General features: G+C 77.5%; 1 protein-coding gene. It reads right to left on the bottom strand.

Annotated elements, in window-relative coordinates; all coding sequences use genetic code 11:
- Positions 1–9 precede the first annotated feature (9 nt).
- On the bottom strand, positions 10–17688 hold the full coding sequence (locus ACZ6EM_RS03365; RefSeq protein WP_465771512.1) for a non-ribosomal peptide synthase/polyketide synthase: 17679 nt from the start codon (positions 17686–17688) through the stop codon (positions 10–12).
- Positions 17689–17753: the final 65 nt, after the last annotated feature.

Below are 17753 nucleotides of genomic sequence, written 5' to 3' on the forward strand. Positions count from 1 at the left end.
GTCGGCTCCTCACCGTTCGTCGTCGTCGGGGCGGCCGGAGGCGGCGGCTTCGTCGGGTCCGCCCAGGGCGGCGGCTTCGAGTTCGCTGAGCACCAGGTCCTCGACCAGGTCCGCCAGGGCGGCCACGGTGCGGGAGACCAGCACGTCGCGGGGGGTGAGCGTGACGCCGAAGGCGTCGTTGGCCCGGGAGGCGATCAGCAGGGCGCGCACGGAGTCGCCGCCGAGCTGGAAGAAGTCGTCGGCGGCGCCGACGCCGGTGTGCAGGGTCTCGGCCCAGATCTCCGCCACCGCCTCCTCGGTGGGGGTGCGGGGTGCGACCCGCTCGGCCGGCCCGGCCTCCTCCGGCCCGGGGGCGGGCAGGGCGGCGCGGTCGGTCTTGCCGCTCGCGGTGAGCGGGAAGCGTTCCAGCACCGCGAAGGCGGTGGGGACCATGGGGCCGGGCAGCGAGCGGGCGGCCAGGGCGCGCAGTTCGGCGCCGGTGGGCGGTTCGGCGCCGGGGGCGGCCAGCAGGTGGGCGACCAGCCGGGGCAGCCCGGGCTCGTCCTCCCGGATGCTCACCACGGCGTCCAGCACGGCCGGGTGGCGCGTCAGCACGGCCTCCACCTCGCCCGCCTCGATCCGGTGGCCGCGCAGTTTGAGCTGGTGGTCGGTGCGGCCCAGGTAGTGCAGTTCGCCGTGGCGGTCGCGGCGCACCAGGTCCCCGGTGCGGTACATCCGGCCGCCGGGCGGCCCGTACGGGTCGGCGGTGAAGCGGGCGGCGGTCAGGCCGGGGCGGCCGAGGTAGCCGCGGGCGAGGGCCGGTCCGCTGAGCCACAGTTCGCCGGGGACGCCGTCGGGCACCGGCCGCAGCCGGGCGTCCAGGACGTACGCGCCGGTGGCGGGCAGCGGGCGGCCGATCGGCGGGGCGGCGCCGTCCGCGGTCAGCGGCGCGGACCAGGTGGCGACCACGGTGGCCTCGGTGGGGCCGTAGGAGTTGACCATCCGGTGGTGCGGGGCCCAGCGGGCGACCAGGTCGGCGCCGCAGGCCTCGGCCCCGACGATCAGCGTCCTGAGGTCGGGCAGGCTGCCGGGGGTGTCGGCCGGCAGGGTGGCCAGGGCGGCGGGCGGCAGCAGGGTGTGGGTGATCCGCTCCGCCCGCAGCAGCCCGGCCAGTCGGTCGCCGAGCAGGGGGCCGGGCTCGGGCACCACCAGCCGGGCGCCGTGCGGCAGGGCCAGGCACAGTTCGAGCACCGAGGCGTCGAAGCTGGGGGTGGCGAAGGCGAGCACCCGGTCCCCCGGGGCGGCCCGGTAGTGCGCGGCCTCGGCGGCGGCGAAGGCCGCGAGCCCGCGGTGGGTGACGACGACGCCCTTGGGGGTGCCGGTGGAGCCGGAGGTGAAGATGACGTAGGCGGGGTCGTCCGGGTCCAGCGGGCGGGTCCGGTCGGCGTCGGTGGGCCGGTGGCCGGGGGCGCCGGCCGGCTCGGCGGCGAGGAGCTCGGCGACCTCCTTGGCGTCCAGGGTCAGGGCGGGGGCCGCGTCGCGCAGCATCGCCTCGATCCGTTCCTCGGGGTAGTGCGGGTCGACGGGCAGGAAGGCGGCGCCGGTCTTGGCCACCGCGAGTTCGGCGAGCACGGTGTCGGCCGAGCGGGGCAGCAGCAGGGCGACGAGCCGCCCGGGGCCGGCGCCGCGGGCGATCAGCCGGTGGGCCAGCCGGTTGGCGAGGGCCTCGGCCTCGGCGAAGGTCAGCTCCAGGCCGGCCGCGCTCAGCGCGACGGCCTGCGGCCACCGGTCCACGGCGGCCTCGACCAGGGCGGGCAGGGTCGCCGGGGGCACCGGGCCGGTCTCCGGGCGGGCCGGGCCGCGCAGCAGCCGCTCGCGTTCGCCGGGCGGCAGCAGGTCGAGCCCGTCCAGCGGGGTGGTGCCGTCCGAGTCGGCCAGCGCGGACAGGGTGTGCAGCAGCTGGTCGGCGAGGCGCCGGGCGGTCTCCCGGTCGAGGAAGCGCGGGTCGTGGCCGAGTTCCACGGCGAGCCGCTCGCCGGGCGAGACCACCACGGTGAGCGGGTAGTTGGTGGCCTCCCGGGCGTCCAGTTCGCGCACCAGCAGGCCGTGCGCGCCGGCCGTGGCGTCGCCGACCGGGTAGTTCTCGAAGACGACCAGGCTGTCGAACAGCTCGGTGCCCGGCGGGACCTGGCCGAGCGCGTGCATCCGGGCCAGCGGCAGGTGGTCGAAGCGGCGGTCCTCGGCCTGCTCCTCCTGGAGGGTGCGCAGCCAGTCGGCGCAGGGCCGGCGGCCGTCGACGGCGACCCGGGCGGGCAGGGTGGTGATGAACAGGCCGACGATGCCGTCGGAGCCGGCCAGGTCGGTGGGCCGGCCGGAGACGGTGGTGCCGAAGCAGACCCGCTGTTCCCCGCTCCAGCGCGACAGCAGCAGCGCCCAGGCGCCCTGCACCACGGTGTTGAGGGTGAGGCGGTGGCGGCGGGCGAACTCCTGGAGCCGCTCGGTGTCCGCCTCGTCCAGCCGGTGCGAGAGCCAGTCCCCGGAGCGGGCCGTGTCGCCCGGGGCGGGGCGGCGGTCGTAGGGCAGCGCGGTGGGGGCGGTGAGGTCGGCCAGCACGGCGCGCCAGTGCTCGACGGCGGCGCCGGTGTCGCGCTCCGCGAGCCAGCCGACGTAGTCCGCGAAGGGCCGGCGCTCGGGCAGTCGGGGCCGCTCGCCGCGGGCGAGGGCGGCGTGGGCGGCCAGCACGTCCGCGAGGACGTGGAAGACGCTCCAGCCGTCCAGCAGCACGTGGTGGAAGGCCCAGACCACCCGGATCCGGTCCGGGCCGAGCCGGATCAGGTCGAGCCGCAGCAGCGGAGCCCGGTCCAGGGCCAGGGGGTGGGCCCGCCGTTCGGCGAGCAGGTCCTCCAGCCGGGCTTCGCGCTGCGCCGCGCCCAGCGCGCTCCAGTCGTGTTCGGTGACCGGGAGCGTCGCCTGCCGGTGGACCACCTGGAGCGGCACGGGAACGTCGCGCAGCACCACGGAGGTGCGCAGCACCGGGGTGCGGTCGACGACGTGCTGCCAGGCGGCGGCCAGCAGGTCGGGGTCGCGGGCGCCGTCCAGGACGAAGGTGATCTGCTCGACGTACAGGCCGTGTTCGGCCTCGTCGAGGCCGTGCACCACCATGCCGGTCTGGGTGGGGGTGAGGGGCTGGATCTCCGTCACGTCCCGGCCGGTGCCGGCCAGCCGGTCGACGCCGGCCTGGTCCAGACCGGCCAGCGGGAAGTCGGAGGGGGTGCGGCCGCCGGCGCCGGGTTCGGCGCAGTGGCGGACGATCTCCCGCAGCTCGTCCAGCAGTTCGGCGGCCAGCCGGGCGACCGTCCCGCTGTGGTGCACCTCGCGGGAGTAGGACCAGGTGAAGGAGAGCCGGCCCTCGGCGACCAGGCCGAGCACGTCCAGCAGGTGGGGGCGGCGGGCGGTGCGGTCCATGCCGCCGGTGAGCGGGCCGGCCGGGGCGTGCAGCAGGCCCCCGGGGCTGGCGCTCCGGTCCTGCCGGCCCAGGTAGTTGAAGCCGATCTGCGGCAGCGCGAGGCCGGGCTCCGACTTGAGGTGGCGCAGGGCGCCGTGGCCGAGGCCGCCGTTCGGGACGGCGCGCAGGATCTCCTTGACGGCCTTCAGGGCGGTGCCGGTGTCCGCGTCCGGGGGCACGTCCAGGGCGACGGGGTGCATCGCGGTGAACCAGCCGACGGTGCGGGACAGGTCGACGCCGTCGAGGAGTTCCTCGCGGCCGTGGCCCTCCAGGGTGATCAGGACCCGGTTCCGTCCGGTCCAGCGGGCCAGCACCCGGCCGAGGGCGCAGAGCAGGACGTCGTTGACCCGGGTGCGGTAGGCCTCCGGGACGTCCTGGAGCAGCCGGCGGGTGTCCTCGGCGCCCAGGGCGAAGGTCAGCGACTCCTCGGCCTCGGCCGTGTTGGCGCCGTCGAGGTCGGTGGGCAGCGCGGTGGCCGCACCGTCCGCCAGGCGCTGCCAGTACGGGAGTTCCGCGTCGAAGCCGCCGGCCGCGGTGTGCGCGGCGAGGCGTTCGGCCCAGGCCCGGAAGGAGGTGCTCTTGGCGCCGAGGTCGGGCCGCTCGCCCGCGGCCGCCGCGCGGTGGGCGCGCTCCAGGTCCTCCAGCAGGATCCGCCAGGACACCGCGTCGACCACCAGGTGGTGCGCGGCCAGCAGCAGCGCCGGGCGGGGGTCGCCGGCGAAGCGGCAGAGCGCGGCGCGCAGCAGCGGCCCGGCGGCCAGGTCGAATCCCTCGGCGAGGCGCTCGCCGAGGTCGCGCAGGGCGCTCTCGCGTTCCTCGCCCTCGGCGGCGGGCAGCTCGTGGACCCGCAGGTCGGGGGCCTGGCCGGGCTCGGTGCCGTACTGGCGCCACCGGCCGTCGGGGAGCGGCTCGCAGCGCAGCCGCAGGGCGTCGTGGTGGTCCAGGACGGCGGCCAGGGCGGCCCGCAGGGCGGGCTCCTCGGTGCCGGGGGCGAGGGTGAAGGAGACGGACTGGGTGAGCCGGGCGGGGTCGCCGTCGAGGGTGTCCAGCAGCCAGTGCTGGACGGGGGTGAGCGGGGTCTCGCCGGTGACGGCGCCCTGGTCGGCGTCCGTGCCGGGGCTCGGCGCGCGTTCGGCGGCACCGGCGAGTTCCGCGAGGGTCTGGTGGGCGAACAGGTGCCGGGGGGTCAGCGCGAGGCCGGCCCGGCGGGCCGCCGAGACGATCTGGATGCCGAGGATGGAGTCCCCGCCGAGGGCGAAGTAGTTGTCGTCCGCGTTCACCTCGGGCACGCCCAGCACCTCGCGCCAGATCGCGGCGAGGGCCTGCTCGGTTTCGGTGCGCGGCGGCCGGTCGCCGCCGGTGGCCCGGGTGGCCGGGACCGGTTCGGGCAGGGCGCGCCGGTCCAGCTTGCCGGTGGCGCCGAGCGGCAGCCGCTCCAGCGGCACCACCAGGGCGGGCACCAGGTGGTCGGGGAGGGTGCGGCCGAGGAAGGTCCGCCACTCGGCCGGGTCGGGCAGGGCGCCGTCGCGGGGCACCGCGTAGCCCACCAGCCGCTTGTGGCCGTCCTGGTCGACCACCCGGGCGGCGGCCGCCGCCACCTGCGGGTGGCGGGCCAGCGCGGCCTCGACCTCGCCGAGTTCGATCCGGAAGCCGCGCACCTTGACCTGGTCGTCGGCGCGGCCGAGGTAGTCCAGTTCGCCGTCGGCGCTCCAGCGCACCCGGTCGCCGGTGCGGTACATCCGGCTGCCGGGCGGGCCGTAGGGGTCGGGCAGGAAGCGCCCGGCGGTCAGGCCGGGGCGGCGCAGGTAGCCGCGCGCCACGCCGGTGCCGGCCAGGTACAGCTCCCCGGGCGCGCCGACGGGCACCGGGCGCAGCCGCGCGTCCAGGACGTAGGCCCGGGCGCCGCCGACCGGTCGGCCGATCGGCGGGTCGCGGTCGGGGTCGGCGGGGTCGCAGGTGTGGGCGGTGGCGTAGACGGTGGCCTCGGTGGGGCCGTAGACGTTCAGCACCCGGCAGCCGGGGACGGCCTCGCGCAGGGTGCGGACGGTGCGGGCGGGCAGTCCTTCGCCGGCCAGCACCACGGTGTCCGCGCCGAGTCGCAGGGCGCCGTCGGCGAGCAGTCCGCCGAGGGCCGAGGGCACGGCGCTGAGCAGGCCGGCCCTCCGGGGGCCGGGGTTCTCGGCCAGGGCCAGCAGGTCGCGCAGGAGTTCCACGCAGCCGCCGGAGAGCAGCGGCGCGAAGATCTCGAACACCGACACGTCGAAGTTGAGCGAGGTGGCGGCGAGCACGTGCTCCAGGCCTCGGCCGGCGAACTCGGCGGCGGCCCAGTCGGTCAGGGCGAGCACCGAGGCGTGGGCGACCACCACGCCCTTGGGGCGGCCGGTGGAGCCGGAGGTGTGGATGACGTACGCGGGGTGCTCCGGCAGCAGGGCGCCGTGCCGTTCCGGGTCGCCGACGGCGTCGGTGCGGGCGGCGGCCAGCCGTTCCCGGCAGGCCGGGTCGTCCGGCACGATCCGGGCGTACGGGCCGTCGGGGAGCCGTCCCTCGGTCGCGGCGTCGGTGATCACGGCGTCGGGCCGGACGTCCTCGAAGAGGTAGGCGATCCGCTCGGCCGGGTAGCCGGGGTCGACCGGCAGGTACGCGGCACCGCTCTTGAGCACCGCGAGCAGCGCCACGGCCAGTTCGACGGTGCGGGGCAGCGCGAGCGCGACGAAGCGCTCGGGTCCGGCCCCGGCCCCGATCAGCAGCCGGGCCAGCCGGTTGGAGCGTTCGTCCAGCTCCCGGTAGGTCAGCAGGCCGTCGCCGGAGCGCACGGCCGGGGCGTCGGGGGTGCGGGCGGCCTGCCGGGCGAAGGCCTCGGGCAGGGTGCGCCGGGGCGCCCGGCGCACCGGGCCGCCGAGGCGTTCCAGCAGCTCGCGTCCCTCGGCCGGGTCCAGCAGCGGCAGTTCGCCGGCCGGCCGGTCGAGGCCGGCCGCCATCCCGGCGAGCAGGGTGCGCAGGCTCGCCCCGAGCCGCTCGACGGTGGCGGCGTCGAAGGCGGCCGGGTCGTGGTCGAGACTGACCTCGATGGACTCGCCGGGCGCCACCACCACGCCGAGCGGGTAGCTGGTCGGCTCCAGCACGTGCTCGGTCTCCACGCCCAGGCCGTGCCGGGTCAGCGACTGCGCGTCGAAGGGGTAGTTCTCGAAGACCACGATGCTGTCGAACAGGGCGGTGCCGCCGGGCAGTTCGCTCCAGCCCTGGAGCTGGGCCAGCGAGACGGCGTCGTGCCGGCGGGCCTCGGACTGGTGGTCCTGGACCTCCCGCAGCCAGTCCAGCAGCGGGCGCCGGTCGTCGATCCGCACCCGGGTGGGCAGGGCGTTGATGAACAGCCCCACCATCGAGGTGACGCCGGGGAGTTCGGCGGGCCGGCCGGAGACGATGGTGCCGAACACCACGTCCTCGCCGCCGCCGTAGCGGGAGAGCAGCAGCGCCCAGGCGCCCTGGAGCACGGTGTTGACGGTGAGCCCGGCCTGCCGGGCGGTGGCCCGCAGCCGCTCGGAAAGCTCGGGGCCGAGGGCGACCTTCACCGAGGCCGAGGAGGAGGCGCGGTGGGCGCCGGCCGGGCGGCGGTCCCGGGGCAGTTCGGTGGGGGCGGGGAAGCCGGCCAGGGTGTCGCGCCAGTACCGCTCGACCGCCGCCCGGTCCTGGCCGGCCAGCCAGCGCAGGTAGTCGGCGTAGGGCGCGCGCTCGACCGGGGCGGGCCGGCGTCCGGCGGTCAGGGCGGCGTAGCGCTCGCAGACCTCGTCGAAGACCTGGGCGGCGCTCCAGCCGTCGAGCAGCACGTGGTGGAAGGTCCACACCACCCGCACCCGGCTCGGGGTCAGCCGGATCAGGGCCAGCCGCAGCAGCGGCGCGCCGCCCAGGTCGATCCCGGCCGCCCGGTCCTCGGCGAGCAGCCGGGCGGTGTCCCGCTCGACCTGTTCGGCGGGGCGGCCGGTCCAGTCGTGGTGGGTCACCGGGACGGCGGCCCGGTGCTGGACGACCTGGAGCGGTTCGGCGCCGTCCTGCCAGCTGAGCCGGGTGCGCAGGACGGCGTTGGCGTCGGCGGTCCGCTGCCAGGCCTCGGCCAGCGCGTGCGGGTCGGTGACCCCGGTCAGCACCAGCTGGACCTGGTTGACGTAGGTGTCGCCGTCCGGGTCGAGCAGGCTGTGGAAGAGCATCCCGGCCTGCATCGGTGTCAGCGGGTGGACGTCGGCGACGGTGCGGCCGTCCCCGGCGATGCGGTCCACCGCCGCCTGGTCGAGGCGGGCGAGCGGGAAGTCGGAGGGGGTGCGGCCGCCGGCGCCGGGTTCGGCGCAGTGGGCGACGATCCGCTCCAGTGCGTCGAGCATGGCCTCGGCCAGTGCGGTGACGGTGTCGGCGCGGTGCCGGCCGGCGCTGTAGTACCAGCCGATCTCCAGCTCGCCGTCCTCGACCCGGGCGACCACGTCCAGCAGGTGGGGGCGCTCGGTACCGGGCGCCTCCGCGCCGCCGAGGCCGCCGGGGACGGCGCGGACGAGGGCGGCGCCGTCGGTGGACCAGTCGAAGCGGCCCAGGTAGTTGAAGCTCACGCCGGGGGCGGGGGTGTCGGCGAGCGCCTCGTCCCGGGCCAGGTGGCGCAGCGCGCCGTACCCGAGGCCGCGGTCCGGCACGGCCCGCAGCTGTTCCTTGACGGCCTTCAGGGCGGTGCCCCAGTCCCCCGCCGGGATGTCGAGGGCGACCGGGAAGAGGGAGGTGAACCAGCCGACCGTGCGGGACAGGTCGAGGCCGTCGAACAGCCGGTCCTCGCGGCCGTGGCCCTCCAGGCCGACGGCGACGGTGCCGCGCCCGGTCCACTCGGCGAGCACCCGGCCGAGCGCGGTGAGCAGCACGTCGTCGATCCGGGTGCGGTAGACCCCGGGGACCTCCCGCAGCAGGGCGTCGGTGCGTTCGCGGTCCAGCCGGACGGTCACCTCGCGCAGGTCGGCGGCGGTGTTGCCGCCGTCGCCGTCCACCGGCAGCGGGGTGGCGCAGGCCCGGGCGGCGGCCGCCCAGTGGGCGCGCTGGTCGGCGAAGCCGCCGGCCGCGGTGTGCCCGGCCAGCCGGCGGGCCCACTCCCGGACGGAGCTGGTGCGGGCGGGCAGCCGCAGCGGGCGGCCCTCGACCGCCTGCCGGTAGGCGGTCTCCAGGTCCTCCAGCAGCACCCGCCAGGAGACGCCGTCGACCGCCAGGTGGTGGACGGCCAGCAGCAGCCGGTCGGGCCGGGCGCCGGCCGCGCCGGCCGACGCGGTGGCCGACGGGGCGGTGAACAGGCGGGCGGTGAGCAGCGGGCCGCCGTCCAGCCGGAAGGAGGCGTGGGCGGCCTCGGTCACCGCCGCTTCCGCGCCGTGGTCGTGGACCTCCAGCAGCTCGGGGGCGCTCTCCTCGGCGGGGGCGCAGTGCTGCTGCCAGGTGCCGTCCCCGGCACGGGTGAAGCGGGAGCGCAGCGCGTCGTGGTGGGCCCACAGGGCGGCGAGCGCGCGGCGCAGGGCCTGCGGGTCGACGGCCCCGGGGGCCTCCACCACAACGCACTGGTCGAAGTGCTCGGCGTGCGGCGGGTTCGGGTCGAGGAACCAGTGCTGGATCGGCGTCAGGCCGACCTCGCCGCTGACCGGTTCGGTCCCGGCGACGGTGACGGCGCTGCCGGCGGCCGCGGCCAGCGCGGCGACGGTGGGGTGGCGGAACAGGTCGCGCGGGGAGAGCGCGAGTCCGGCGGCGCGAGCCCGGGAGACGACCTGGATGCTCAGGATGGAGTCGCCGCCGAGCAGGAAGAAGTCGTCGTCCAGCCCGACCCGTTCGACCCCGAGCAGCTCGGCCCAGATCGCGGCGAGCAGCCGCTCGCGGTCGGTGCCGGGGGCGCGGTGGGGGCGGTCGCCGCCCGCCGACCGGTCGGGGGCGGGCAGCCGCCGGCGGTCCACCTTGCCGTTGGCGGTGAGCGGGAGTTCGGGCAGCGTGACGAAGGCCGCGGGCAGCATGTAGTCGGGGAGGTCGGCGGCCAGGTGGGCGCGCAGTTCGGCGGCGCCGGGCGGCTCGGCGCCCTCGGCCGGCACCAGGTGGGCGGCGAGGCTCTTGCGTCCGGCGTCCTGGTACAGCGAGACGACGGCCTCGGCGACGGCCGGGTGGGCGGTGAGCCGGGCCTCGATCTCGGCGGGTTCGATCCGGAAGCCGCGGATCTTGATCTGGTCGTCGGCACGGCCGACGAAGTGCAGTTCGCCGTCCTCGCTCCACCGGACGGTGTCGCCGGTGCGGTACATCCGCTCGCCGGGCGGGCCGAAGGGGTCGGCGAGGTAGCGGGCGGCGGTCTCGCCGGGGCGGCCCGCGTAGCCGCGGGCGAGGCCGGCCCCGGCGATGTACAGCTCGCCGGTGACGCCGGGCGGCTGCGGCTGGAGCGCGCCGTCCAGGACGTACACCCGGGTGTTGTCCAGCGGGCGGCCGATGGGCAGGACGGCGGGCAGTTCGTCGCCGGCCCGGAAGGCCCGGCGGGTGGCGAAGGTGGTGGTCTCGGTGGGCCCGTAGCCGTCGACCACGGTGAGGCCGGGGCAGGCCGCCAGGACCTTGCGGACGACGGCGCCGGGCACCGCCTCGCCGCCGGTCCACACCTCGTGGGCGCCGCGCAGGCAGCCCGGGTCCTCCTGGGCGAGCAGCCGGAACAGGCCGGCGGTCAGCCACAGGCAGCGCACGCCCTGCTCGGTGACGGCGTGCCGGACGGCGGCGGCGTCCAGGTCCTGCGGCGGGGCGAGCACGGCGGTGCCGCCGCGCAGCAGCGGCACCCACAGTTCGTAGGTGGCGGCGTCGAAGGCGTGCGGGGAGTGCACCAGCACCCGGTCGTGGCCGGCGAAGGCGCGGTCCAGGGCGAGCGCGGCGACGTCCCGGCGGCGCACCGCGACGCCCTTGGGGGTGCCGGTGGAGCCGGAGGTGAACATCAGGTACTGGACGTTGTCGGGGTGGACGGCCGCCGGGGCCGGGGCCGGGGCCGGGGCCGCCGTCCGGTCGCCGGGAAGGTCCACCCGCAGCACCTGCCCGGCGGGGCGCAGCTCGGCGGCCGTGCCGGCCCGGTGGGCGTCGGTGAGCAGCAGGTCGGCACCGGCCTCGGCCAGCATCCGGTGCAGCCGCTCGCGCGGCGCCCGGCCGTCCAGCGGCACGTAGACCGCGCCGGTGCGCACCAGCGCCAGCTGGGTGACGACCAGCTCGACGGAGCGTTCCATCAGCACCCCGACCGGCTGCTCCACCCGGACCCCGTGCGCGGTCAGCCGTCCGGCCAGCTCGGCGGCGCGGGCGTCGAGTTCGCGGTAGGTCAGGCGCCGGTCGCCGGCCTCCAGGGCGACGGCCGCGGGGGTGCGGAGCACCTGCGCGGCGAACAGCTCGGCGATGTCGGCGGCGGGTTCCTCGACGGCGGTGGCGTTCCAGTCGGCCAGGACGCGCCGGCGTTCCTCCCCGGTCAGCAGCGGCAGCCGGGCCGGCGGGCGGTGGGCGCCCTCGGGCAGGGCGGTCAGGACGGCGGTGAGCTGTCCGGCCAGCCGCCGCACCGTGGACTCGTCGAACAGCCGCGGGTCGTAGCAGAGCCGCAGGGACAGCTCCGGGCCCGGGTAGGCCAGCAGGGTGAGCGGGTAGTTGGTGGTCTCGATCCCGTCCAGGTCGCGCAGCCGCAGGCCGTGGGCGTCGGCCGCGTCCTCGTCGACGGGGTAGTTCTCGAAGACCACCAGGCTGTCGAACAGGCCGGTCCGCTCGGGCAGTTCGGTGCCGGCCCGCATCCGGGTGAGCGGGACGAAGCCGTGCCGCCGGTCCTCGCTCTGCTCCCGTTGCAGGGTCCGGAGCCAGTCGACCAGGGTGCCGTCCGCGGGCACCGTGGTGCGGGCCGGCAGGGTGGTGATGAACAGGCCGGTCATGGTCTCGACGCCGGGCAGCTCGGGCGGCCGCCCGGAGGAGGTGGTGCCGAACACCACCTCGGCCCGCCCTGCCCGGCGGCCCAGCAGCACCGCCCAGGCGCCCTGGACCAGGGTGTTGAAGGTCAGCCCGGAGCCGCGGGCGAGGTCCTCCAGCGCCCTGGTCGCGGCGGCGGGCAGGGTGAACGGCACGGCCCGGGTGGACTCGGCGCGGTGGCTCTGCACCGGCTCGCGGTCGTAGGGCAGCGGTGTCGCCTCGGCGAGCCCGGCGAGGCGGGTGCGCCAGTGCCGTTCGGCCTCGGCGTGGTCGCGCCCGCCCAGCCAGGCCAGGTAGTCGCGGTAGGGCCGGCGCTCCGGCACGGTGCCGTACGGGACCTCGCCGTCCCGTCCCGGTCCGGCCAGGGCGGCGTGCGCCGCGAAGACGTCCGAGAGCACCTGGAACAGGCTCCAGCCGTCCAGGACCAGGTGGTGGAAGGACCAGAGCACCCGCACCCGGCCGTCCGGGAGCCGGATCAGCAGCAGCCGCTGGAGCGGGGCCCGCGCCAGGTCGAGGCCGCGGGCCCGGTCGCGGTCCAGCAGTTCGGCGAGCCGGTCGCGGCGCTCCTGCTCGGGCAGTTCGCGCCAGTCCAGGTGGGTGACCGGGACGGCCACCCGGCGGTGCACCACCAGCAGCGGCTCGGGCACCTCCTGCCAGCGGACGTGGGCGCGCAGCACCGCGGTGCGGTCGGTGACCCACTGCCAGGCGGCGGCGAGGCGGGCCGGGTCGGGCACGCCGTCCAGGACGAAGTCCAGCTGCTGGAAGTAGGCGCCGCTGTCCTCCTCGGCGAGGCCGTGGAAGAGCATGCCGGACTGGGTCGGGGTGAGCGGCAGCACGTCCTCCACCGCGCCCGGGTCGGCGCCGGTGATCCGGTCCACGGCCGCCTGGTCGAGCCGGGCCAGCGGGAAGTCCGACGGGGTGCGCCCGGCGGCACCGGGGCGGGCCGCGTGGCGGGCGAGGTCGGCCAGTTCCTCGGCGAAGCGCCGGGCCAGCGCCTCGACGGTCCCGCTCCGGTGGACGGCGGCGGAGTGGAACCAGGTGAACTCCAGCGCGTCGCCGTCGAGGCGGCCGACCACCTCCAGCGGGTGGGGGCGCTCCGTGCCCGGGTCGGCGTCCAGCTCCAGCGGCCGGAAGGTGCCGCGGAACAGCCCGTCCGGGTCGTCCGGCAGGGCGATGCGGCCCAGGTAGTTGAAGCCGATCCGGGCGGCCGGGACGTCCGGCGCCGTGCCGGGGCGCCCGAGGTAGCGCAGCGCCTCGAAGCCGAGGCCGCGCCGGGGGACGGCGCGCAGCTGTTCCTTGACCTGCTTGAGGACGGTGTCCCAGTCGGCTCCGGCGGGCACGGCCAGGGCGACGGGGTGGCGGGTGGTGAACCAGCCGACCGTACGGCCGAGGTCGAGCTCGGCGAACAGTTCCTCGCGCCCGTGCCCCTCGACGTCCACCACGACCCGTTCCAGCCCGCTCGCCCCGCACAGCGCCCGGCCGAGCGCGCTCAGCAGCACGTCGTTGGCCTGGGTGCGGTAGGTGTCGGGCAGGGTGCGCAGCAGGGCGGCGGTGTCGGCGGGGCTCAGCCGGACGGTGACGGAGCGTTCGGTGGCGTAGGTGTCGGGGCCGTCGAGCTCGGCGGGGAACGGTTCGTCGGGCTGCCCGGGCACGGCCCGCGTCCAGTACTCCGTCTCGTCCTCGAAGCCGCCCTCGGCGGCGAAGGCGCTCAGCCGCTCGGCCCACTGCCGCAGCGGCGAGGACTTGACCGGCAGGGCGGCCACCCCGTCCCGGCCCTCGCGGCGGGCGCGGTAGGCGGTGTCGAGGTCCTCCAGCAGCACCCGCCAGGAGACCCCGTCGACCACCAGGTGGTGGACGGCCAGGTGCAGGACCGGGGGCCGGTCCCCGGCGCGCTCGTGCAGCACGGCGCGCAGCAGCGGCCCGCCGCCGCCCAGGTCGTGGGGGCCGAAGTGCGGGGTGTCCCGGTCCGGGCCGGTGTGCCGGGCCAGGGTGAGCCGGGCGGCCGGCTCCCGGATGTGCCAGCGCGCGGCGCCGGCGCCGTCCGGGGCGGTGAAGGCCGAGCGCAGCGCGTCGTGGTGGGCGACCAGGTCGTTCAGGGCCTCCTCCAGGGCCGCCCGGTCCAGGTCGCCGGGCAGCAGCAGGGAGAGCGCCTGGCCGAAGTGGCCGGCCCGGTCGGCGGCCCGGCCGAGCCACCAGCGCTGGATCGGCGTCGGCACGGCCTCCCCGGTGGCGGCCACCGGCGCGGGCGCGGGCGGCGCCTCGGCGTCCTCCGCGGCCAAAGCGAGCGCGGCGACCGTCTGGTGGCGGTAGAGGTCCCGGGAGGTGAGCGCCAGCCCGGCCTGCCGGGAGCGGGCCACCACCTGGATGCCGAGGATGGAGTCGCCGCCGAGGTCGAAGAAGTTGTCGTCGGCGCCGACCCGCTCCAGCCGCAGCACCTCGGCCCAGATCCCGGCGAGCGCCCGTTCGGCGGGGGTGCGGGGGGCGACGTGGCGGACGGCGGTGGCGGCCGGCCCGGGGTCGGGCAGCCGGCCGCGGTCGAGGGTGCCGTCGGGGCCCAGCGGCAGGGCGGGCAGCGGCATCACGACGGTGGGGACCAGGTGGTCGGGCAGGGTCAGGGCGAGGGTGCGGCGCACCGCCTCGGGCTCGACCCGGCCGCCGGGGACGGGCACCACGTAGCCGACCATCCGCCGGGGGTCGTCGGTGAGGACGGCGGCGGCCTCGGCCACCCCGGCGCAGCGCCGCAGCGCCCGCGCCACCTCGTCCGGGTCGGTGCGCAGCCCGCGGGGCTTCGCCCACTGCTCGACCCGTCCGAGGTGCTCCAGTTCGCCGTCGGCGGTCCACCGCACCAGCTCCCCGGTGCGGTGGAGCAGTTCCCCCGGCGCGCCGTACGGGTCGGCGACGAACTGCCCGGCGGCGCCTTCCGGCTGCTCGGGGAAGTCGCCCGCGAGGTACAACTCGCCCGGCACTCCCTGGGGTTGGGGGCGCATCGCGCGGTCGAGGACGTAGCCGCGGGTCCAGCCGGGCAGGCCGGACGCGGTGAGCGCCCCGGGCAGCGCGGTGTCCGGCTTCCAGGCGTCGAGCAGCGCCCGCTGCTCCTCCTCGGGGATCAGCGGCAGCTCGGCGAGGGTGCGCTGGGGGCCGTCCGCCATCCCGGCCAGCAGGCGGTGCAGGTGGTCCGCCAGCGCGGTCACGGTCCGCCGGTCGAACAGGTCGGTGTTGTACTCCGCCGTCAGCGTGCAGCCGCCGTCGGCGTCGGGGGTGAACTCCAGCACCAGGTCGAAGCGGGCGGCCGGGCGGGGCAGCGGGTACTCGGCGAAGCGCAGGCCCCCGGCGGGCGCCGGGGCGACGGGGGTCTGCTGGACGACGACGACCTGGACCAGCGGGGTGCGGCCGGGGTCGCGGGGCGGGGCCAGTTCCTCGACCACCCGGTCGAAGGGCACCTCGGCGTGGGCGAAGGCGTCCAGCAGGGTGGTGCGCATGCCCGCCACGAAGTCGTCGACGGTGGCCCGCTCGTCCACGTCGCCGCGCAGCACCACGGTGTTGACGAAGAAGCCGGTCACCTCCTCCAGTTCCCGCCGGTCCCGCCCGTTGGTGACGGTGCCGAAGGCCACGTCCCGCTGGCCGGAGTGGCGCGAGAGCAGCAGCGCGCACGCCCCGGCGAACAGGGTGAACACCGTGGTGCCGCGACCGGCGGCGAGGTGGCGCAGCCGGTCGACCAGGTCGGCCGGCAGCCGGTGGCGGTGCGCCGCGCCGTTGGTGGTGCGCTGCTCGGGCCGGGGGCGGTCGGTGGGCAGGCGCAGGGTCGGCAGGTCGGCGAGGGTGTGCTTCCAGTAGGCGAGGTCGGGTGCGTGGTCGGTTCGGCGGTGCTGCTCCCAGTGGGCGAAGTCGGGGTACTGGAGGGCGGGGGCGGGCAGGGCGTCGGGTTCGCCGGTGGCCTCCGCCCGGTAGAGGGCGGCCAGTTCGCGGGTGAGGACGCCCACCGACCAGCCGTCGGTGACGATGTGGTGCTGGGCCAGCAGCAGCAGGTGCTCCTCGGCGGCGAGCCGGACCAGCAGTACCCGGGCGAGCGGGCCCCGGGCGAGGTCGTAGGGCCGTTCCAGTTCCTCGGCCAGCAGGCGTTCGGCCGCCGGGGCGCGCTCCCCCTCGGGCAGGGCGCCGAGGTCCTCGGTGCGCAGCGGCAGCTCCGCCCGCTCGGCGACGCGCTGCACCAGCTGCCCGTCGAGGGTGGCGACGGTGGTGCGCAGCGAGTCGTGCCGGGCGGTGAGCCGCCGCAGGGCCCGGTCGAGGGCGTCCCGGTCGAGGGCGCCGTGCAGCCGCAGGGCCACGCCGGTGTGGTTGCCGGTGCCGCCGGGGGCGAGGTCGTCCAGGAACCAGAGCCGGCGCTGGGCGCTGGACAGCGGCAGCGGCTCCCCGCGCGGGGCGGGCGGGATCGGCCCGGTCGGTGCGGCGGCGGGCACCGCGTCGAGCAGCGGGGCGAGGGCGGCGACGGTGCGGGCGGTGAAGACGTCGCGCAGGGTGAGCCGGACGCCGAGGCGTTCGGTGATCCGGGCCAGGGTGCGGGCGGCGAGGACGGAGTCGCCGCCGAGGTCGAAGAAGTCGTCCTCCACCCCCACGGCGTCGTGGCCGAGCGCCTCGGCCCAGACGGCGGCCAGGGCGCGCTCCCGCTCGGTGCGCGGGGCGGTGCTCCCGGCGGCGGCCCGCCGGGCGGGCGCGGGCAGCGCCCGCTGGTCGATCTTGAGCTGCGGGGTGAGCGGGAACTCGGCCAGCACGACGACGACGGCGGGCACCAGGTGGGCGGGCAGCGCGGCGGCCAGGGCGGTGCGCAGCTCGGCCGGGTCGGGGGCGTGCCGCGGGTCGGCGGGCGTGGCGTAGCCGACCAGCCGGGTGTGGCCGGGCTCGTCCTCGCGGACCGTCACGACGGCCTGGTCGACGGCGGGGTGGGCGCGCAGCGCGGCCTCGATCTCGCCCGGTTCGATCCGGAAGCCGCGGACCTTGACCTGCCGGTCGAGCCGGCCGAGGAACTCCAGTTCCCCGTCGGCCCTCCAGCGGGCCCGGTCGCCGGTGCGGTAGAGCCGGGCGCCGGGCGCGCCGAAGGGGTCGGCGACGAAGCGCGCGGCGGTCAGGCCGGGTCGGCCGAGGTAGCCGCGGGCGACGCCCTCGCCGCCGAGGTACAGCTCGCCGTCGGTGCCGGGCGGCTGGGGCCGCATGGCCTCGTCGAGCACGTACACCCGGGCGTGCGGCAGGGCGCCGCCGATGGTGGGTGAACCGGTGCCGGCGGTGAGCGGGCCGGTCCAGGTGGCGACGATGGTGGCCTCGGTCGGACCGTAGGAGTTGATCATGCGTCGGCCGGGCGCCCAGCGGTCGACCAGTTCGGCGGAGCAGGCCTCGGCCCCGACGATCAGGGTGCGCAGGTGGCGGCCCGCGCCGGCGGGGACGGTGGCCAGGGCGGCGGGCGGGATCAGGGTGTGGGTGATGCGGTGCCCGTCCAGGACGGCGGCGAGCTCCTCGCCCAGCCAGGGGCCGTCCGGGGGGATCACCAGGGTGGCACCGGTGAGGACGGAGACGAACAGTTCCAGGACAGAGGCGTCGAAGCTGGGCGAGGAGAACTGGAGCACCCGGTCGCCGGGGCGCAGCGCGTAGTTCTCGACGGCCGCGGCGGTGAATCCGGCGATCCCCCGGTGGGTGACGACGACGCCCTTGGGGGTGCCGGTGGAGCCCGAGGTGTAGATCACGTACGCCGGGTGGTCGGTGCCGGCCGGGGCCGGGCCGCCCGTGCCGTCCGCGGCGCCCGGCACGTCCGGGCCTGCGGGCAGGGCGGTCTCCAGGACCCCGCTCACGTCGGCCGGGTCGTCCAGGACGATCGCGGGGGCGGCGTCGGCGAGCATCAGCGCCCGCCGCTCGGCGGGGTAGCCCGGGTCCACGGGCAGGAAGGCGGCGCCCGCCCGGACGACGGCCAGTTCGGCGGCGACCAGTTCCATGGAGCGCGGCAGGACCAGCGCCACCGTCCGCTCCGGGCCGGCGCCGCGCCGGCGCAGGTCACGGGCCAGCCGCTCGACGCGCTCCGCCAGGTCCCGGTAGGTCCAGCTGCGCCGGCCGTCGGTCACCGCGGGCGCGAGCGGGGTGCGGGCCGCCTGGGCGGCGAACAGCGCGTCCAGGGTCCGGGGCCTCGGGGAGGTGCCTCCGGCGGTGCCGCCGGCCTGCGGCGGGGCGGACGGGTGCACGGGCTGGGCAGGCCGGTCGGCCATGGCGGAAGGTCCTTCCGATGGGGGCGACGACGAGGGCACCGGGGCAGGCGGTAGCCCGCCCTCGG

Source organism: Kitasatospora sp. NPDC041917 (genome assembly GCF_055589745.1).